The organism is Sphingopyxis sp. 113P3, assembly GCF_001278035.1.
Lineage (GTDB): Bacteria > Pseudomonadota > Alphaproteobacteria > Sphingomonadales > Sphingomonadaceae > Sphingopyxis.
On record NZ_CP009452.1, the window covers coordinates 964,751 to 983,696 of the forward strand.

General features: G+C 62.0%; 25 protein-coding genes and 1 pseudogene. 19 read left to right on the forward strand and 7 right to left on the reverse strand.

What is annotated here, in order from left to right; all coding sequences use genetic code 11:
- Positions 1 to 63: 63 nt before the first annotated feature.
- From LH20_RS04660 to LH20_RS04725, 16 genes are all read left to right on the forward strand, one after another.
- Positions 64 to 354 (forward strand): hypothetical protein, encoded by a 291-nt coding sequence (locus LH20_RS04660; RefSeq protein WP_144423516.1) that lies wholly within the window; start codon positions 64 to 66, stop codon positions 352 to 354.
- Positions 351 to 1,055, forward strand: a complete 705-nt coding sequence (locus LH20_RS04665; RefSeq protein ID WP_053553220.1) for an ERF family protein — start codon at positions 351 to 353, stop codon at positions 1,053 to 1,055. The genes LH20_RS04660 and LH20_RS04665 overlap by 4 nt, the downstream gene beginning before the upstream one ends.
- 11 nt (positions 1,056 to 1,066) lie before the next feature.
- Positions 1,067 to 2,026: a hypothetical protein gene (locus LH20_RS04670; RefSeq protein ID WP_053553221.1), complete on the forward strand. Its 960-nt coding sequence runs from the start codon at positions 1,067 to 1,069 to the stop codon at positions 2,024 to 2,026.
- Complete coding sequence (locus LH20_RS04675; protein WP_053553222.1) at positions 2,026 to 2,289, forward strand: hypothetical protein; 264 nt, start codon at positions 2,026 to 2,028, stop codon at positions 2,287 to 2,289. Before LH20_RS04670 ends, LH20_RS04675 begins: the two co-directional genes overlap by 1 nt.
- Positions 2,289 to 2,747, forward strand: a complete 459-nt coding sequence (locus LH20_RS04680; RefSeq protein ID WP_053553223.1) for a single-stranded DNA-binding protein — start codon at positions 2,289 to 2,291, stop codon at positions 2,745 to 2,747. The genes LH20_RS04675 and LH20_RS04680 overlap by 1 nt, the downstream gene beginning before the upstream one ends.
- Positions 2,747 to 3,145: a DUF968 domain-containing protein gene (locus LH20_RS24385; protein ID WP_083455296.1), complete on the forward strand. Its 399-nt coding sequence runs from the start codon at positions 2,747 to 2,749 to the stop codon at positions 3,143 to 3,145. Before LH20_RS04680 ends, LH20_RS24385 begins: the two co-directional genes overlap by 1 nt.
- Complete coding sequence (locus LH20_RS04685) at positions 3,082 to 3,480, forward strand: recombination protein NinB (RefSeq protein WP_053553224.1); 399 nt, start codon at positions 3,082 to 3,084, stop codon at positions 3,478 to 3,480. Before LH20_RS24385 ends, LH20_RS04685 begins: the two co-directional genes overlap by 64 nt.
- A gap of 92 nt (positions 3,481 to 3,572) precedes the next feature.
- Complete coding sequence (locus LH20_RS04690; protein WP_144423517.1) at positions 3,573 to 3,830, forward strand: hypothetical protein; 258 nt, start codon at positions 3,573 to 3,575, stop codon at positions 3,828 to 3,830.
- On the forward strand, positions 3,830 to 3,979 hold the full coding sequence (locus tag LH20_RS23455) for a hypothetical protein (protein WP_158501099.1): 150 nt from the start codon (positions 3,830 to 3,832) through the stop codon (positions 3,977 to 3,979). The genes LH20_RS04690 and LH20_RS23455 overlap by 1 nt, the downstream gene beginning before the upstream one ends.
- A complete protein-coding gene (locus LH20_RS04695) occupies positions 3,972 to 4,553 on the forward strand; it encodes a hypothetical protein (RefSeq protein WP_053553226.1) in 582 nt (193 codons plus the stop codon). Before LH20_RS23455 ends, LH20_RS04695 begins: the two co-directional genes overlap by 8 nt.
- Positions 4,550 to 4,798, forward strand: coding sequence for a hypothetical protein (locus LH20_RS04700; protein WP_053553227.1), 249 nt, complete (start codon positions 4,550 to 4,552; stop codon positions 4,796 to 4,798). The genes LH20_RS04695 and LH20_RS04700 overlap by 4 nt, the downstream gene beginning before the upstream one ends.
- Positions 4,795 to 5,553, forward strand: a complete 759-nt coding sequence (locus LH20_RS04705) for a hypothetical protein (RefSeq protein WP_053553228.1) — start codon at positions 4,795 to 4,797, stop codon at positions 5,551 to 5,553. Before LH20_RS04700 ends, LH20_RS04705 begins: the two co-directional genes overlap by 4 nt.
- The gene (locus LH20_RS04710; RefSeq protein WP_053553229.1) at positions 5,546 to 5,770 is read left to right on the forward strand and encodes a hypothetical protein; all 225 of its coding nucleotides are present in this window, start codon (positions 5,546 to 5,548) and stop codon (positions 5,768 to 5,770) included. The genes LH20_RS04705 and LH20_RS04710 overlap by 8 nt, the downstream gene beginning before the upstream one ends.
- Positions 5,771 to 6,346 (forward strand): DUF1643 domain-containing protein, encoded by a 576-nt coding sequence (locus tag LH20_RS04715; protein WP_053553230.1) that lies wholly within the window; start codon positions 5,771 to 5,773, stop codon positions 6,344 to 6,346.
- Positions 6,343 to 6,531, forward strand: coding sequence for a hypothetical protein (locus LH20_RS04720; protein WP_053553231.1), 189 nt, complete (start codon positions 6,343 to 6,345; stop codon positions 6,529 to 6,531). Before LH20_RS04715 ends, LH20_RS04720 begins: the two co-directional genes overlap by 4 nt.
- Entirely contained in the window at positions 6,509 to 7,522 is a 1,014-nt protein-coding gene (locus LH20_RS04725) for a tyrosine-type recombinase/integrase (RefSeq protein ID WP_083455297.1), read from the forward strand. Before LH20_RS04720 ends, LH20_RS04725 begins: the two co-directional genes overlap by 23 nt.
- Before the next feature lie 549 nt (positions 7,523 to 8,071).
- Here the strand turns inward: LH20_RS04725 and LH20_RS04730 are convergent.
- The 7 genes from LH20_RS04730 to LH20_RS04765 all read right to left on the reverse strand — a co-directional run bounded on the left by LH20_RS04730 (position 8,072) and on the right by LH20_RS04765 (position 16,428).
- On the reverse strand, positions 8,072 to 9,772 hold the full coding sequence (locus LH20_RS04730; protein ID WP_144423518.1) for a hypothetical protein: 1,701 nt from the start codon (positions 9,770 to 9,772) through the stop codon (positions 8,072 to 8,074).
- A 127-nt stretch (positions 9,773 to 9,899) separates the two neighbouring features.
- Entirely contained in the window at positions 9,900 to 11,285 is a 1,386-nt protein-coding gene (locus LH20_RS04735; RefSeq protein ID WP_083455298.1) for a tetratricopeptide repeat protein, read from the reverse strand.
- The gene (locus LH20_RS04740) at positions 11,282 to 12,217 is read right to left on the reverse strand and encodes a tetratricopeptide repeat protein (protein ID WP_235527116.1); all 936 of its coding nucleotides are present in this window, start codon (positions 12,215 to 12,217) and stop codon (positions 11,282 to 11,284) included. The genes LH20_RS04735 and LH20_RS04740 overlap by 4 nt, the downstream gene beginning before the upstream one ends.
- On the reverse strand, positions 12,217 to 13,383 hold the full coding sequence (locus LH20_RS04745; RefSeq protein ID WP_053553235.1) for a hypothetical protein: 1,167 nt from the start codon (positions 13,381 to 13,383) through the stop codon (positions 12,217 to 12,219). Before LH20_RS04745 ends, LH20_RS04740 begins: the two co-directional genes overlap by 1 nt.
- A gap of 47 nt (positions 13,384 to 13,430) precedes the next feature.
- A complete protein-coding gene (locus tag LH20_RS04750; protein ID WP_235527117.1) occupies positions 13,431 to 14,558 on the reverse strand; it encodes a tetratricopeptide repeat protein in 1,128 nt (375 codons plus the stop codon).
- Positions 14,559 to 14,844: 286 nt separating this feature from the next.
- Positions 14,845 to 15,927 (reverse strand): helix-turn-helix transcriptional regulator, encoded by a 1,083-nt coding sequence (locus LH20_RS04760; protein ID WP_053553238.1) that lies wholly within the window; start codon positions 15,925 to 15,927, stop codon positions 14,845 to 14,847.
- Between the two features lie 300 nt (positions 15,928 to 16,227).
- A complete protein-coding gene (locus tag LH20_RS04765) occupies positions 16,228 to 16,428 on the reverse strand; it encodes a hypothetical protein (RefSeq protein WP_053553239.1) in 201 nt (66 codons plus the stop codon).
- Between the two features lie 21 nt (positions 16,429 to 16,449).
- Here LH20_RS04765 and LH20_RS04770 point away from each other — a divergent pair.
- The 3 genes and pseudogenes from LH20_RS04770 to LH20_RS04780 form a co-directional block, all read left to right on the forward strand.
- Positions 16,450 to 16,620, forward strand: a pseudogene (locus LH20_RS04770) (IS21 family transposase); the annotation flags it as partial.
- Positions 16,607 to 17,335, forward strand: a complete 729-nt coding sequence (istB, locus tag LH20_RS04775; protein ID WP_053553241.1) for an IS21-like element helper ATPase IstB — start codon at positions 16,607 to 16,609, stop codon at positions 17,333 to 17,335. The pseudogene LH20_RS04770 and the gene istB, both read left to right, overlap by 14 nt.
- A 227-nt stretch (positions 17,336 to 17,562) precedes the next feature.
- Positions 17,563 to 18,588, forward strand: a complete 1,026-nt coding sequence (locus tag LH20_RS04780) for an IS110 family transposase (protein WP_053553242.1) — start codon at positions 17,563 to 17,565, stop codon at positions 18,586 to 18,588.
- The last annotated feature ends 358 nt before the right edge of the window (positions 18,589 to 18,946 follow it).

Sequence of the window (18,946 nt, forward strand, 5' to 3'; positions counted from 1 at the left end):
AGCATCTTGCATACCCCGGGGCCTTGGTCATATCGTCCCGATTCATACGACGATTGGGGAATCGTGCGTGCGCCGGTCACTGAACAAGGCAGGCTGCTAGGCGGAATAATCTGCCAAGCCCGCGATCCAGAGGCATGCGACGAGGTAACGCTTGCGGCTCACCGCGAAGCCAAGACCGACCCGTGGGAAGCCAACGCCCGCCTTATCGCCGCCGCGCCTGAATTGCTGGCAGCAGCCAACGAGGCGTTCGACTTCCTCGGCGGCATCGATGGCGCTTCGGAAATTCGTTCCACGCTGCTCGCCTCCATCTCGAAAGCCACCCCCAACACCCCTGACATGGAGAAAAGCAAGTGACCGCTGTCTACAAAGCCATCGCTGCCATCCAGGAAGAATTGTCGAAAGTCGGCATCGCCAAGGATGGTGTGAACGAGCAACAGAAATACCGATTCCGCGGCATCGACCAGGTTTATTCAGCCCTGTCGCCGCTGCTTGCCAAGCACGGCCTTTGCGTCTTGCCCCGCATGGTCGATTGCTCCCGCTCCGAGCGGGTATCGATGAAGCCGGGATACAATGGTGGGCCACCGAAAGAAAGCGTCCTGTTCTATGTGACCGTGACGGCGGAATTCGATTTCGTCGCGGTCGAGGATGGATCGACGCACACCGTCCGCACCTATGGCGAAGCGATGGACAGCGGCGACAAGGCGACGAACAAGGCTATGTCCGCTGCCTACAAATACGCGGCGTTCATGGCATTCGCGATCCCGACCGAAGGCGACAACGACGCCGACGCGACGACGCATGAAGTCGTGCGCGGGATGCCCGACGATGAGCTTAAGCGCCTCACCCAAAAGATGAAGGCCGCTCGCCTGACGCCTGCCCGCGTCTGCGAAAAATACGGCGTCAAAGACCTTCGCAACCTCAACTTCGACCAGTTCAACGAGGTCATCGGCGTCTGCGACGAGAGGATCGCGAAACAGGCGAAGGCCGAAACGAACAAAGCCGCCCAATCCAACGACGATTTCGGGGACATCTCCGAAACCGATCTCGCAGCCTGAAAGGCCTGACCATGACCAATATGTATCAGAGCAGCAAGGGGCCGATCGCGATCGACACCATGCCGCTGAGCTACGCGAAAAACGCACTGGCGAAAATCCAGCGCGACGAGACGCAGCGCCACCGCACGGCGGAAATCGGGTGGCTCGACCAGCATATTCGCAAGCTGGAATCCGAGGCACCGACCGACGAGCCAAACCGCGGCATCGGAGGAAACAACCCGCCCGCCGAAGCGAAAGCGGCCATGCAGTGGGACGCGATCAAGGCGCACATGGATGACCTTTTGACCGAGGCCCGCAATTGGGCGGACGGCGACGCCATTTCCTCGCAGGGTATCGCCGATGAGATCGGGCGGCTGCGCCAGCAGTTGCAGGATGCCGCCAAACTGGCGGACGAAGCCCGCGTTGCCGAGAAGAAGCCGCTGGATGACGAAATCCAGAAAATTCAGGACCGCTACAATCTCTACATCGCCCCGCTGAAAAACAAGCAGCCGGGGTCAGTGAGCAAGGCGGTCGCGGCGCTCGGATCACTCCTGACCGTCTGGCTGAACAAGCTGGAAGCCGAAAAGCAGGAGCGCGAAAAAGCAGCCCGAGAGGCACACGAAAAGGCTCAGGCGGAAGCCATCGAGGCGCGACGCTCGGCGATTGGCACCGGCGACCTCAACGCGATCGATGCGGCAGACGATCTTCTCGACGCTGCCGAGGAAGCCGGGAAGGCGCTAAAGGCTGTCGAGAATGAAAAGGTGCAGGCGAAGGGCGAGCATCGCGCCATCGGCCTGCGCTCGCGCTGGATTGCGCGTCTCCGCGACGGCGAGGGCGGCAAGGCCCTGACCTACTACGCAAAGACGCAGCCCGATCGGGTGAAAGCCTTCCTCCAGGTTCTCGCAGACGAGGACGTGAAGGCAGGGGTCCGCCCGGTGAACGGCGAGAGCCCGATTCCGGGTGTTGATATCATTGAAGAGAGGATTGTCTGATGTTCGTCACCCGAGTTTCCATTCACCGCGACGGCTACATTGGATACGGCCGCGCCGATCCTACGAAGCCGTTCCGAGCAACTGTCGAAATCCACGGCGAAAGCGGCAAGGTCGAATTGAACCTGCCAGCCGACGCATCCGACAAGATCGTTGCGCTCATTTCGGAAGAGATCGCGGCCGCCGGTCGCCGGACCGCCGAGATGCTGACCGCCAGCGCCCTTGAGGCACAGCCTGCCGCCAAGCAAATTGCGGAGGCGAAGTAATGTCCAGCCTCAACCAATGCAGCTTCATCGGCAACCTTGGCGCCGATCCCGAATGCAAGACCTTCCAGTCTGGCGACCGCATCGCGAACCTTCGGATTGCCGTCACCGAGAAATGGAAATCTCGCGATGGCGAGCGCAAGGAGCGCACCGAATGGGTATCCATCGTCCTGCGCGCCGGGCTGGTCGATGTCGCCGAGAAGTATCTGCGTAAGGGCAGCAAGATCTATGTCTCTGGCCGCCTCTCGACCCGCAAGTGGCAGGACCGTGACGGCAACGACCGGTACGCCACCGAGATCATGGGCGACAAGCTGGTCATGCTCGACGGCGCCCCGAAGCAGGGCGGGCAATCGGACAGCGGCTGGGGCGGTGAATACGGCCATACGAAGCCGCGCGACCAACAGCAGAGCGGCGGCGGCGATTGGGCCACCGATGACCTCGACGACGATTGTCCGTTTTGATGTTGCCCAGAGCCATCCCCAAGGCCCCGAAGCGCGCCAGCCGCTGGAAATCCCAAGCGCATCGCAACTTCGTCCGTAGCCGCATCTGCTCGATATGCGGGGCAACGGCATGGATCGAGGTCGCGCATGTCCGCCTCGGGAGCGGGGCGGGCATGGGGCAGAAGCCTGACGACTTCCGCACCGTCAGCCTGTGCCGGGACTGCCACCGCCGCCAGCACGAAGTCGGCGAGGCGACATTCTGGAAAGGCAAGGACCTGGAGGCGCTGATTGATGCTTTCTGCCGCGCCTCTCCGAAGGCCGCCGAGATCCGCGAAGTAAAGAAGGAGCGCGAGCAATGTCTGACAAGATCACGATCAAACTCGTCGGCCCCGAACAGCGCCAGCGCGCGCAGAAGCTAATTCTTCGCGCCCCCGCTGATTATGTCGTGACCATTTCGGAGCCGACGCGGACGCTCGACCAGAACGCCAAGATGTGGGCGATGATCGCGGACTGCCAGCGGCAGATACCCGACATGCAGGCGATGGACGCCAACGATATCAAGCTGCGCTTCATGGACGCGCTAGGCGTTGAGATGCGATACCTGCCGAAGCTGGACGGCGCGGGGTTCTTCCCCGTTGGCCACCGCTCATCGCAGCTTTCCAAGTCGCAATTCGCCGCTCTCATCGAACTGATTTACGCCCACGGCGCCGCACATGGCGTCCGTTGGTCCGAGCCGATGGATCGGGCTGCATAGTTTCACCACAGAGAAGGCGGGCGGGCACCTAACAAGGCCCGCCCGAGAAATCATTGACCATCATAGACAGTATTCTCGCGAAGATCGGCCTGATGCGGGTCGAGGATCACATAGCTGAGACGAACCGGCTCAATCTCGAACTGGCAAAGCAGGACAACGCATTATCCGAAGCGATGGCCGAAGCCCGCAAGGCCACCGACGATCTCGGCAAGCTAGTGAAGGATTACGGAACGCGCGGCGAGTTGCTGACCAGCGCCCACTCTGCAATCGCCTCCCTCCGCCCCGACGCCGAGAAGTGGCGCGCCCGTCTCCGGCGGGACCGCGAGCGCAGGAAGCGGGGGAGGGCGTGATGACCTACAGCACCACCGAGCGCATCTTCCGCGTCACCCGCCGCCCCGGATACCAGACACAGTGGCAGCAGGAGAGGGCACGCGGGCCGATTCTGCCAATGGAACAGCCCAAGCGCGGGCTTCTGGCGCGGGTGCTGGGCCGTGGATAAGGGCGTCATCATTCTGGTCAGATCCGATGACCCTGACCGCAAGCCGCAGCTATATGCATGTCCGCAATGCGGCAGCGTCCATTCCCCACGCATTTATTCCGCAACCGACGAGCGCGCGCATCAGGCGGCACGAGAAGCTGCGGAAAACTGCTACAACTGCAAAACGCACAACGATTGTTCCGAGTGCGGCGCTGAATGCCCGAAGGGTTGGACCGCTTGCGAGCCGTGCCGCTACGCGAAGAAGCTGGCGGCAGCCGAAGAGGTTCCAGACGATGGCGGTCCATACTGCGCATTCGACGGCGATACCTATTATCACGAGATGGACGATGCCGTTGACGCTGGCCTCGAATGGGTAAGCCCGTGCAACATAACCTACCCGAAAATTGATCCAGATGACGTTATAGATGGCGTCATCAGCAACATGCACGATGATGCGTCCGTTGATGATCTGGAGGGTGTTGAAGCATTCTATCAAGCCGTGAAGTCGTTCAACGACGCCCAAACGTCGCGCACATATTGGGGCGACAGCAAGCGCAAAATCCGGGTTCCTCGGCCTGATGAGGTGACGGAATGACCACCGCCAACCTCAAAGCAGCCGCCCGCCTCGCTCGTGAAGCATCGCGTGGGCGGCGAACAATCGAACTCTTCGTGACCGAGGAAGGCGTTGTCGTGCGGGGCTGGACCGTGGTGCGCGAGCAAATGGCCGCGGCGTCTCACGAAGTTACTTGGCGCGAACTGGACGCAGCGGTTGACCTGGCATCGAATGCGGTTGCGCTGGTCGATCGTCGGCTTTCGGCGATGGAAGGGGCGGGGGCATGAGCTATCACGTCTTCTTCTCATTCTCGACTGGCCTGACCGAGCCGATCACCGCGCCGAAGGGAACGCTTGCGAGCATCCTGCGCCATGTCGAATCGGTCGAGGAAACGCTGGGTCTCAAGCGGTCGCAGTATAAGGACAACCCCGTCCATTGGGATACCTTCGATCCCAACTATCGTCTCGGCTTCCCCGATGTTGACGACGAGATCCTCTGCAAAACCGTGCTTGAGCATAACGCTTGGGTCCGCCGCCTTTATGCCGACATCGCCAAGTGGGCCAGCAACCCGGTTGCCGATGGCGAAACCATCACGCCGGAAGATGCGCAGACGTTTTGGCACGGCCTGCAAATGCTCCGGGTCAAGCCCGACCGCTGGACCGGCGAATATTATCGTTCGCGGATGGAGCATTACTACGAGGTGATGCGCGGGCGCGATGACGAGGGTGTATCGTGGCCGGCGCCGAAACTGTCGCCCAAGCAAGCCGGGGCCGTCATTTGGCTGCTCGCCGACCTGCTCGACCATGATGACATTCGCTTGGAAGTCGCGCGCGGTAACGATCATCTGTCCAGCGACGACGAATATACATGGTGCAGCAAATGCGGCGCTGTGACTGACGAAGATGCGAACGCCTGCCGGAAGCGGGATTGCAAGGCGTCGTCGCGGGACTGCCCCAAGTGCAACGGCTGGGGCCGGATCGAGAAGGGCGACAAAGAAATCGAGTGCCCGAAATGCGACGGGCAGGGGACGGTCTATGCCTGAGGCCTACCGCGCATCTGGCAAGCAAATCCTGAAAGCCGATCAACACTTCGCTGATGCTTCGACCGATGAAGCGGCGAGGGCGATCGTTGCCGCGCTGAACCTGCCCGCTGCACTCGATGACCGCGCCAGCCGTGCAAATCGCGCGGGAAACAGGTCCGCCGCCCGGATCTATCGCATTCTTGCCGATGACCTTCGGGCTGGGGTGATGGAGGAATAGATGGCTGAAGCCCTCGACCTTCTCGGCGATCCGGTCTTGCAGAGGGATGCGACATTCCTGCGCCCCGGCGTTCGGTTGACGCTCTCCCGCCGCTGGGGGCCGGGACCGCGCGCCTGTGTGATCGGCTGCAACCCGTCCGATGCCGACGCCCTCAAGGATGACCCGACCTCGAAATGGTGGAACCGCTGGTTTCAGCATTATGGGTTCGGCGGATATGACGCGGTGAACGTGTTTCCGTTCTGCTCGCCCGACCCGCGCGTATGCAAGGCCCGAGTGGCGGCGATATGGGGCGGAGAATGGTATGACCGTGACGCGCTTCACGCCAATTTCAGCCATGTTGCCGAAACCGCCAAGGCCGCCGACCAGGTATTCGTCTGCTGGGGCAACATCGCGCGCGACATAGACTTTGATTGCGTCGAACAGGTGATCGAGGAAATCCAGTCGAACGAAGAGCCTTGGCCCGACCTGTGGTGCTGGGGAAAGACCGGCAGCGGCGCTCCGACGCATCCTATGGCGCGCGGCAAGCACCGGATCGACCCGCTTCAACCCGCAATGCTTTGGAGGGAGGGACGGTGACCAAGCTTCTGTCCTCGCCGGAGATCAAGCGCGTCCTGAAAGCGGCCAAGGACGCAGGCGTCGAGATCGGCCCCATTGACATATACCCTGACCACGTGACCATTCACCCCCTCGGAGAATCTGGGGGCAAGGCCAATGCGTACGACGTCTGGAAGCAGAGTCATGACCGGGCTGCACGTCGTTAAGAAGAAGATCAAGGGCGGCCTCCGGTGGCACGTCTACGCCTATCGCGGCGGCCCGAACATCTTGACGGTGGATGGCACGCGTCCGACGATCACGCCTGCTCTTCTTGAAAAGGCGTTCGAGATGAAGCGCCAAGGCGCGCCCTTGGGCACTGTCTCTTGGCTTGCCGCCGAGTACCGCGCTGACGATGACTTTACAGGCCTGGCGCCCGAAACGCAGCGGGATTACCGGAAATCCCTTGATCGGATCGAGGATGAGTTTGGAGCCTTCCCGCTGGAGATATTCGAGGACCGCCGTATGCGCGGCGATATCATCAAGTGGCGGGACCGGTGGCGTTCACAGCCCCGCACGGCTGACAAGCTCACCGTCATGCTCGGCACGTTGCTGGCGTGGGGGCTTCTGCGCGGATATGTCGCGATCAATGTTGCCGCGGGGATCCCCCAGATACACAGCGCCGATCGCTCGGATCTGATATGGGAGGATCGCCATTGGTCAGCGATGCGGGCGACCGACGAGGACGGGGAGCCCATTTGCCCGCCGCACCTGATGGACGCGCTTACCGTCGCCAGCCTGACCGGGCTCCGGCTCGGCGACCTTGTGTTGCTCGACTGGTCGCATGTCGGCGACAACGCAATCGTACTCGTCACCAAGAAGCGCAAGGGCAGGGCGGTGATCCCCATCCTTCCCGAGCTTCGGGCATGGCTCAATGCCAGGTCGAAGAAGGAAGGCCCGGTGCTGCTCAATAGCCGGGGCAAGGCGTGGACGACGAGCGGGCTGGGGAGTGTATTTCAGAAGTCCAAGCCGGAAGGGTTTGACCGAACGATCCACGACCTTCGCGGGACGTTCGTCACCTTCCTGGCAGTCAAGGGACTGACCGACGAACAGATATCCCGCATAGTGGGCTGGACGGCAAAAAGGGTGGCGGAAGTCCGCGCGCGATATGTCGACGAGGCCCGCGTTGTGGTGGAGCTGGCCAAGCGATTATCGGCCTGATTTGGTTTACAGTAGGGTAGCTAAGTTTTTGTAATGAAAGGATCGGATTTTGACGCGGTTTACAGCAAAACCCGCGCAAATGCTTGAAAAAGACAGGAATCATAATCCGCGTGTCGGGGGTTCGAGTCCCTCCTCCGCTACCAACCTTTTTTAGCCATTGAAATTAAACGATTTTTTTAGGTACGCATTGGCTACCACGTCCCGCCTGCTTTAATTTAAGAGGTTGAAATATCACTATTTCTTATTCGCGCATGAGCGCGAATTTTAAATGAAGCTACAGGTTGGGGGTATCGATCAGGTCGTCTGAGGACTGATCATCCGCTTTACGCTTCATTTCGGTCGTGCACTATAGCTTTGAATGCGGCCCAAAAGTGATCGTGGTACCGACCGGCCCACCCTTGAAAACCGCCATGTAATTGTGATGTCGAAGAACGGCAGTTTTTGCCCGAATCCGTGAAATCCTCTCCGTGCTCGTTCTTTAGCGGCCACGCCAAAACGTAGCGGTTGGGGATTGCGGGGCAGCCTCCAACTCAAGAGGTAAAATGTGCGCTAGCAATAACGCACATGCACCACGGTGACGCACGTGCGTCCCGTGGTGGCCCGCTCGAGCTCCTTAGCCTTGCCCCGACTTTCGATATCCCGGTTCCAGTCCGCGACCTTTTCAGCAAAGGTCTTTTCCGGCAGCTTGCTCGCAGTGCCGCCCGACCGAATTAGCCCGGCACGTTCCATGCTGGCATAGATCGACTCTGGAACAAGGCGGCACGCTTCGGTTGGGTTGGCATCATAGGCACGCATAAACAGACCGGGTTCGTGGCCGACTTGGGTCTTCGCATGCGCATAATAGGGGTAACACGACCCCGGAGCCGAAACGAATGTTTGCGGCAGAGCGCGCAAATCGGACAGGATCTTGCCGCGTTGATCGGTTTGCGCCTTGTAGGCGGCGAGCGCCGCGTCGCGGCGGCGTGCATCGGCGCCGAGTTGAAGGTGCGTTGCGAGCACTGGGTCGCTTACGCTAAGCGTGCTTGTCTGCGCTTCTCTCAGACGTGTCATGAGCGGCACCGTTGGGTCGAGCCGTTCGGCAGAAACCCACTGCGCGGCGTTACCCGTTCCTCCTCTCCGGACGGCGAGCCGATAAAATCGATCCGGAATATCGCCCCTTGCGTCAATCCCGCCGCCCTCGATCCAGACATCGGTGAAGGGTCCGACCAGTGCATGACTCACTTTAGCGAGCATTTCCGGCGTATAAATGACCTCGCTGCCGCGCTGGATGCGATCGCCAATCCAGTATCGCTCTTCGCCATCGACCAGACGAATGACAACATAGCCTTCCCACGCTTCGACATGTTTGCTGCCCGTTCGTATCGGATCGAAAGGGAACATGCCGACGAAATCGCCCGGCATTGCTGCGGGACTAGCGCTATCGTCCATCGGCCAATACAATTTGGTCAGGACAGTGCCGAAGCGCCGGGGCGGTAGTGGCAATTCGAACAGGAGCGAATTGAACCGGATACTGTTGGTGTCCCGATCATAGCGTTGCACGACGGTCACCGGTGGCAGCGCGGAAGCAACCACCGTCTGATCCCAACGATAGCTCGCAGACCAGGTGCGATCACCCTCGCGATGCCGCACGACGAAATTGTCTGCAAAGCCATGAATGCTGCTTTCGAGCCGGTTGCTGGTCGCGCTTCCATCAACTTTGGTGATTTTGGCATCGCAATTGCGCGTCGCGCCGACAACGCAGTACGAATATGTCCCATCCGACTGGCGCGTGCCGAGTACGAGCCGCATGGGAGCTTTGGACCCGAAAGGAAAGGTCTTGAAACTGGCGGCTGGCGGCAGCGCTCGGAACTCGCGCGTCTTGAGATCGACGAAGCCATATATTTCGTCCATGCGGCGGACGAGCGCGGTGCGCGAGGATATGGGCACTGCCATCCGATAGGCGCGGGGCAGCAGCTCTTTGCCTTTGACGTCGGTGATACCACGCAGATAGACGGCATCGCCCTTCAGCGCCTGATGATGTCGGGTCCCCGGCACTTTCTGCTCTTTGGCGATCGGAACGCCGGACTTGACGACCGCGGCGCGAACGCTCTTTTCCTTGTGCCAGTCTCCCACGCTCTTCAGCAAGATCGGGGCGCCACCCGTCGCATCCGGCACGAGATAGGTATCGACGCGCTCCTTGCCGTTGGCTGGGGCGGCCAGTCCGAGCGAAACCACAAAGGCCGCGGGAATTGTTTTTAATGCCGATGTCACGGAAGGCTCTACTCAAATTGAACGCCTCGCGGTCAGGCCAAGCCGCGCCAAATTAGTGCCGTCGTCTTCCGGCCTTCATCCGTGCTCCCGACGGTCGGCGAACCTTGTACCCGCGGGCTTGATCGGATCAGTCGAACTTGTCCTGATGACCGCGACGAACCACGTCCGCCATCGCGGGGGTCAGCTTTCGCATCGCCTCGGCTTTCTTTTCATAGGCATAGGCGTTCGGGACTTCGGCCCGGCCGCTTGTCGTACCGCGCCCAGCCCGATACATCGCGGCCGCTTGCACCGCCCCGTCTAGCTCGCCGTGGTCGGCGGCGCGCTTGAACATCTCGAGCGCTTGCGCCTCATTCTTGGTCACGCCGCGCCCGTCGCGCAGTGCATAGCCGGCGGATAGTTCGGCGGGACCATATCCCTTGAGCGCGGCCTTCGCGATATATTCGAAACCGCGCGCGTGATCAGCCGGGAGCTTGCGGCCTGATAGCAGCTCAAATCCGAGGTCGTTTGCTGCGAGCACGCTGCCGTTGGTCACCGCCCGGTCCATATAGAAGATATATTTGTCATAGTCGCGCAGCACCGCGCCGCCGCCGTCATTCCTGCCCGTAAAGTAAAGCGACGCCAGCTTACGGCTAGCAAGATTGTCGCCGCGCCCGGATAATTCGGTCAGTATCTCGATCGCCTTCGCGGTGTTTCGAGGCAGCAGATAGTCGCCCTCCAGCAGCTGCCAGCGGGGTTTTTGCGCGTCGGTAATGCCGATCCCGGACCTCCAGTGATACTGAACACCGGTCAGATATTGCGCGGCGAGCAGGTGCGCTGCCGCGTCGCCCGCACGCAGCCGGACGGGGGTGGCATAGCGGATGGCCTTTGCCAGGGCTTCTGTCTTTTCCGTTCGGTAGGCGATGGAGAGTTCGCCCGACTCCTTGTCAAGAAGACCGGCAGCCTCGCGTTTCGTCCGGTCAAATTTCAGTTCGCCCTGATCCTCACAGAAACTGCAATAGTTGGGATCGAGCGCAATTCTGAGGAAGCCTGCCGCCGCCTCGCGATTGCCGAGCACGGCGCCTTTTTCATAATAGGATATCGCTTCGCCGCGATCGCGCGAGCGCCGTTTCATTTTCCAGCTGTAGTCGGGCGATTCCGCAATTTCGCCGACCCGCGCGAACGCCAGCCCGTTGTTCTGCGCCATCGCGAGCGCATAATATTTCAGCATTTGTTGCTGGGTCTTTTCGCGTGCCCAGGGTTCGCCGAGCAGATCGTCGCGAATCCTATCAGCGAAAGCGACCTGCGCGGACGCATTGCCCGCATCGGCGCGTGCCTTGAGCGCCTGAATATCGGCATCAGCGAACCATTTTTTCACCCGCGCCTCGGATGCTTCCAGCGCTTCCTTGGATTCGGCAGCTAGGCCATCCACCAGATCGTCGAGACCGCCGCTTTGGGCAAGGGCTGGCGCGGAGAGCGCCGCCACTGCGAGGATCAGGGTCAGGGGCCGTGCGGGTGAAAGGCAAAACATCATCATGCTCCCGGTTGCAAAGGGGTGGTTGTGAGGGTGCAGGCTTGCTTGTGCCCAAGCCGGCAGGCTTCCTTGTGCGCGGCGTCGGCCGCTCCGGCATCGCGGATTCGTTCCGGTCCCTTCGTCAGCATCTGGCCGAGGTTGAAACAACCGCCATGGCTACCCAGCGCGCAGGCCTTGCGCAGCAGCGTGCCCGCCTTGCCGAAGTCGGCCGGGCCGTGCATGCCGTTCATCAGCATGACCCCCATATTGTCGCAGGCATTTGCAGCGTTGGCGGTGCAGGCCGCGTCGAGCAAGGTCGCGGCGCGCGCGACGTCCCGCGGTCCCGCTTCGCCCATCATCAGCATATAGCCATAGTTGGTGCAGCCATCGATGCTGCCCGCCGCGCAGGCAGCATCGAAGAGAGCGCGGGCGGCGGGCAGATCGCGCGGCCCGCCTTCACCGAACTTCAGCATCACGGCGTGATTGTTGCAGGAATCGGCTATCTTTGCGTCGCACGCTTCAGCGAATAGCGCGCGCGCCTGGACGACCTCGCTCTCATTCGCTGCCGCGTAGTAAAAGAGCTGGCCGAGGTTGTAACAGGCGTTGGCATAGCCCGCACTGCACGCCCGGCGATAGTTGCGCACCGCCGCCTGGCGATCGGCCGGGCCCCCGATCCCTTTTTCGAGCATTGCGGCAAGAAAATTGCAGCCTTCGGCCGCCCCCTCCGCGCACGCTTTCGCTGCGAAGCGACGTGCGGTCAGGTCGTCCTTGGAAAGCTTCTTGCCTTCGTAAAGGCGGATTGCCTGTTTGAGGCACGATTGCGCGTCGCGGTCGATGTCGCACGCCCGGGGCAGATCGGCCGCGTCGCTGCCCGGCGACTGTGCCGACGACGCCGGGGCCAGCGTGAATAGGCCCGTAAGCGTTAGGGCGAGGAAAAGGCGGAGCAAGGTGGTCATCATTCGGGGCGCGGCACGGTCGCCCATGCGATGGCTTCGCGGAGCTCGCCGAGCGTGAATTTCTGGGGATCGGGTTTCCGGCCTAGGCCAAAGAAGGGCGTCCATTTGCCGTCGCCGTCCTGCCACTTGATATGGACGATAGTCGCGTCGGCCTTGCCCACGAGCGCGGCGATTAATGCCTTTGGCAGCTCGAAGCGCGCAGAACCCAGACCCTCCGTCCCGCTTCCCGAAAATTTGATGAGGGGGATGCTCGTGCCGTCGCTGATGCTCAACGCGACGGCGGGAGCATTGCCGCCGAGCCGGACCGTCCAGCCACCGTTAGGACGGAACAGCAGTTCACCGCGAGGACCGCTGAACGCGCCAATGCTTGCCAGATGGAGGAAGGCGGTGGTGGTGTCGCCGCGCCCGACGAGGCGAAAAGCGTTGATCCCGTCGCGCGGAAATGACCCGTTAAAACCGCCGCGCCGTAGCCGCCACGGCCCCATTGCCTTTGCCGCCACGACAGACTGATATCTGCCCGCCAGCGATGAACCCGGGCCTTTGTCGCCGCCGTTGGCGAGGGCATTGTCCTCGGCGAGCCAAAGGGCGTCAAACCCCGCCTGCAGCAATGACGAACTCTGCGCGCGCGCGCAGTCTGCGTCGATCAGTCCGGCGAACATTTTTTTCAGTCCGTCGAACGCCGCGCGTTCGCTATTGGCGTGGTGCCGGGCGGCCATGGCTGCGACAATTGTCCAGTCGGATCGCGGCAGCTTCTCGCCCATATTACCCGTCGAGCATTTGCCGGGATCGCTGGTCATCACCGTGGGCGCCGCCTGCAGCGCGTGCGCAATCAGCTGCGCGCTATCGATGCGGCGCCATTCGGTTTCGTGCGCGCGGCGCGCGAGGCATCCCTTTGCCCAGTCCTTCGTCCCGGTCGGTGCGTGGTTCAACGACGTAAACACTTCGCTCGTCGTGGCACGCGAGAGGTCGGGGGTGAGCGCGTCGCGCAGCACGACCAGCCCCCGATACTCGCCCTGATCGAGCAGGTCGCACTGCTCATTGGCGCCCAAGGCATAGGTCGCGACGCCGTAAAGTTGCGCCATCGAACGCAGCTTTTCGTTGTCGGATTGCGCCTGCGCGGCGGTGACCGATGCGAGGATTGCAGATACGGAGAGCGTGATGGACATGCGCGAGAGGATCCTGCGAATTGGCATGGAACGAGCTGGCCCGCCTTTCAAACCGGTGAAGTCGAGGCTGACGTGCCCGCGCCGCAGGCGTTGTCGCTGCCAAGCCGGCAGGCTCTTTGGCGCAGCGTGTGGGCGTCTTGGTCGGGCTGCGCCGACGCGTCGCCATCTCCGATGATCGTCGCCAGCGTTTCGCACGCCTCTGCCCAACCAAGGTCACAGGCGTGGGCGAACAGTTCCACCGACCGGTTCCGGTTAACGGGGCCGCCGATGCCCTTTTTGTGCATCACGGCGAAGGCGAAACAGGCCTCCGCGACCGCACCATCGCAGCCTGCGCGCATGAAACGGCGCGCGGCGCTATCGTCACGCGCACCAATCGGGCCGTTTGCGTAAAACAGCCCCAAGTTGGCGCAGGCGATGCCGATTTGCGCAGCACATGCTTGTTGAAGGATTGTCGGCGCGTCGGGCGCCTTCAGGCGCTCCTCGTCCTTCAGAAGAAACGCCAGCAAGGTCATGCAACCATCCGCGCGAGCGGCACGGCAATGCGCCGACGCGCGTTCTACTAAATCGCTTTCGTCCGCGGGCAAAGCCGCCAAGGGCAGGCATCCTGGATAGGCCTTATGGTTACAGGCTGTGGCAGCGTAACGCTGTATCGCGCCCATATCCGCGCCGCCCCGTTCCTCGGCGTGCAACAGGGCGGCGGCGTCGTAGCAGGCGGTGTCGTGCGGGGTGGCGCGGCAATCTTCGCCCATCTGCAACAGTGCGATCGCGGCAATACCCTCTGCGCTCGCCGCGCCGGGGAAGGCTTGTCCAAGCGCCACGCCCATTTTTGCGCACGCGAAATCGCTCCCCGCGAGGCACCCGGTTGCAAGATCGCGTGCGGCGGCCATCAGGTCTTCGCTGCCGTTCGCGTCGTCCAGCTTGGCAAGCCCTGCCATCGTGCAAGAAGGTGCCAGTTTCATGGCGCAGGCGCGGTCGAAACTCTCGATAGCCAGCATCATCTCGCCCTGCCGTTCCGCGGTAAGGGCGGCCTGGTGCAGCGCGAACGCGTCGGCGGGCTCTTTGGCCGCCGCGGATGCCACCACGGTTGCCGGCGTAAACAGCGCCGCCGCCGCGACCAGCGCGGCTGCGAATGTTCTGGCCAAACGATGGCGCGCTGAGCTCGCTGTGGCTGTCATTTGCCGATCGCAAGAAATTGAACCTGCCCCTCGAATTCGCTCATCGTTTCGATGCGACCGACGGTCCTCCTAGCCCCCTCCGAGTCTTGGCCAAACCGGCTGACCGCTGAGCGGCGACGCTGCTTGGTGATCGGGTCGGATCTGGCGGCGGTGCGCTTGGCCCGATGGGTCAGGCGCACCGCCCGCTGACGACTGTGGGTCGCAGATCGCCGTCAGCGATTGCGAATAGAGCCCAACCCTGCGCGCTGTTCATCCTTCAGATGGAGGATGGAACGAAGTTTTTCGATTAATTCGGGGCAGTTGCACCGATCCGGGCCAGCAGCCCGGCAAGGTCCGACTGCCGTGACGTGCCCGTTTTTTCGAGCACGCTGCGGATTTGGCTGCGAACGGTGCTGATGGCGACCTGGCCTGATGCCGCGATTGTATCGGGCGTCTCGCCGCGGGCGATACCGCTGGCAACCCTCGCTTCCGACGGCGTCAGGTCAAATAGCGATTTCAGCAGGGTGGCTGAGGGCACGCGATCCGACGTGACCGGTACCATCATCAGCAAAGCGTACGAATCCCCAAAGACATCGTGTGCGCCGCGCGGGACAGGGATCAGATGCGCAACCTGCCGGGGCATTCCAGCCGCGTCGCGCACCGGAAACGATCGCGCGCTGATTTCGGGCGCCGAGGTCAGCGATACGAGGGCATCGTCGAGGAGCGCATCGGCCTGCCTGTCGGCCAGGTGCAGGCGGCCGTGTGCGCCCAATATCACGAGCGAAGACACATCGGCGCCAAGCTGGCTCATCTCGACAACTTCACCGCCGGCGCGCAGCAGAAAGGCCGGCAGCTGAATCGCCGTCAGCGCCTCGGCGGCGCCCTGCGCGCGCTTGTGCTGCATGCGCGCGCTCACAAGCGCGCTGCGCGCCAGATGCGGGCGCAGAAGGTTGAGCCGTGACACGCTTTCGGCCGCCACGGGGCCGTCAGTAAAGGCCCGCTCGACGCTGAACACGATATTGTCACCGGTCGGCACCTGGACCCCGGTTCCCGCCGACCATCCCAGCCCGCGCGGACGGAAAAAGTCGCGATACACCGGGTCGGCATCAATTTCCTCGTCACTCCAGAAATCATGCTCCACGAAAAAGGAGGGTTCTTCGCGGCCCATCAGGCAAACGCGCCGACTGCATTTCCCGAACCATCCTTCCTCCACATAGGCCGCAAAGACGTCGGCTACTCGCTCGGAAGCGGTCCAGTTCAGTGCCTTGCGCGCCGAGAAGAGCAGCCCCCCTGCCGATCCCGCGAGGGCCGCCACCTCGTCGAGAACCGCTGGCCACGCCTCCGGCACCACCGAGCATTCATAAATCCGATCGACTAGTCCGTCTTGCATTCTTGATCCCCGCGAACCGATGGGGGCATTCTCGTCATCTTGGTCCAAATGGCAACAGTAACGAGCGCAGCCTGCAAGTCACTTCGATCGACCGGGTTGAGGCTGCACACGATCGGCCGCTCCCTCAAGTAGCGTTTGACCGCTTTGCGCCTGATGGACGAACCCGCTTCGCGGGAGGGGCGCCAGGACTGCGGTAGCGAGAATGCACGGACGTTGAGCCAGGCGGCGCGGTAGGCCGATCATGGAGCTCCTTCAACGAAGGGGAGCATATGATGACTATCGTTACAACGGACGTTCCCGTCACCCCGCTTCGCCAGCGCATGCAGCATGATATGATGATGCGCGGCCTTCGGCGGCGACTGAGTCGATCCGCCGATAGGTGAGACGACGGCTCTCCATACCGTTCACAATCGTCTGAGCGCGCTCGCTGTCCGACAGGCTGCGCGTGTTACAGCGAAGGTCAAACTCGCGGCAGTAGCGGCCAAGGTGCGCTTCGCTCATGTGTTGAAAGGCATTCATCCTCTGGCAACCGGCACGGCGAGCGACGACCTGATCTTCAACATTCTGGCGCGCCGCCGCGAACCGCCGCGACCGCTCACCATCATCACCTCCGAAGACAGCGCCTTGCGCCATCCGCCGATCGCCGACTGCGCCCGTTACGACCAGCTGAGGACCTTCGATGCAGCGGCATGACATGATCGAGGCGATGCGCGGGCTTGGGCTCAAGGGCATGGCGGGCGCGTTCGACGATGCGGTCACCACCGGCCTTCAGCGCCAGCGCACCACGATGGAGATACTGACCGACCTTCTGCGCGCGGAAGCAACACATCGCCCTGCTGCCTCGATCCGATACCGGATGGCGGCCGCCCGGCTGCCGGTCGTGAAGGATATCGATGCGTTCCGGTTCGAGGGCACGCCGATCAACGAGGGGCTGGTGCGTTCGCTTCACAGTGGGGCGTTCCTGCCCGCTCGGCGCAACATCGTCCTGGTCGGCGGCACGGGCACCGGGAAGACCCACCTGGCCATCGCCATCGCCGCCAATGTCGTTCGCTCGGGTGCGCGAGGCCGCTACTTCAACACCGTCGATCTGGTGACCCGCCTCGAAGAGGAGGCCCGGATCGGCAAAAGCGGCGCTCTCGCCGCCCAGCTATCCCGCCTCGATCTGATCGTGCTCGACGAACTGGGATATCTGCCGTTCGCCCGCTCAGGCGGCCAACTGCTGTTCCATCTGGTCAGCAAGCTCTACGAGCAGACCAGCGTTATCATCACCACCAACCTCGCGTTCGGCGAATGGCCTACCGTGTTCGGCGATCCCAAGATGACCACCGCGCTGCTCGATCGCGTCACCCATCATTGCGACATCGTCGAGACTGGCAATGACAGCTGGCGCTTCAAAAACCGCAGCTGATCACCCCCGCCGACCTCCGATTAAAAGATGCTTTGCGCTGCGCGCGCCTCCGGTCGGGCTCCGCCCTCCCTACGCCGCGCGCAGCGCAAGAGCGCGTGTCCGATCAACCCTGCGCCATCGTGAAAGGGGGTCCCTTTTGCGCACGATGACGTAATTGCTGCCGTTGTTCTCATTTGGGCGCGACAGCTGCAGGATGCGAGAAATCATCGTAACGGAGGAGCATCGCCATGAAGCACTATGTCGGACTGGACGTATCGCAAAAGGAAACGTCGATTTGCATCGTCGATGAGGCAGGACGGCCCATACACCAGGGCCGGGTGAAATCCGATCCGGGCGTGCTGGCGGCGGTCATCGCCAAGAAAGCTCCCAATGCCGAACGCGTCGGCCTCGAGACGGGCGCCATGTCGAGTTGGCTCTGGCATGAACTCAAGCGCACCGGTTTGCCCGTGGTCTGCATCGATGCGCGTCACGCCCCTGCGGCCCTGTCCGTTCGCATGAACAAGAGCGACGAGAATGATGCTCGCGGTTTGGCGGAACTCGTCCGGGTCGGCTGGTATCGGGAGGTTGCCGTCAAGAGTGAAGAAAGCCAGACCGCGCGATCCATCCTCGTGTGTCGATCCCGATTGGTACGGGTCCGGCGCGACCTCGAAAACCAGATGCGGTCTATGCTGAAGGAATGCGGTCTGCTCTTTCCACGCGCTGCCGGCGGGCAATTCCAACGGCGGGTCAACGACCTCATCGCCGATGGCCATGCTCTCGGCTCCATTCTTCGGCCGCTGCTATCCGTGCACCAACAGACTTGTAGCGAACTGGAAAAGATCGACCGAACAATCCGCGACCTTGCGCGAGAGGATGAAACGACGCGGCGGCTCATGACCGTGCCGGGCATTGGCGTCGTCACGGCCCTGACATATCGTCACACGATCGACGATCCAACCCGTTTCCAGAATGCGGCAAAGGTTGGCGCTTATCTCGGACTTACGCCCCGCCGAAAGCAATCGGGTGAAATGGACGTCACGGGAAAAATCTCGCGCTGGGGCGACCGGTTGTTACGCGCCTATCTGTTCGAGGCGGCCAGCGTGCTGCTCCATCGAACCAAGCGGTGGTGCTCGCTCAAGGCGTGGGGGCTGCGGCTTGCGAAGCGAAGTGGCATGAAGAAGGCGCAGGTCGCGGTCGCCCGAAAGCTCGCCATCATCCTTCATTGTATCTGGGTGGATGGAACCGAGTTCGAGTGGGGGAAGCAGCCTGCCTGACCGTCATACCCACCCTGAGATTGCAGGCCTGACGCCAGACCTGTGATGATCCACCGGGACGGTGGTTGCGGTGACCTCGTTCAAACGGCTGCGGACTTCCAGGACCGCGTTGCGCACGTTGAGGCATCCGACCCGGACATCATCATGAGGCATGACCTCGAAAAGGACCATGACCCCGGTTCGGATCAATATGCAGGCTTGACAGATACCCGCAATTAAAGGGCCGTTTGACACTTGCGTAAACCGGCGAAAGGCCATGTCGTCGATCAGCCGCTGGCGTAGCGGGCTGATCGGCCCAATCTGGATAAGCTCGTCGTTTAATCGTGGCCTCGTCAAGCGAGTTTTTGGCGAACGTCTT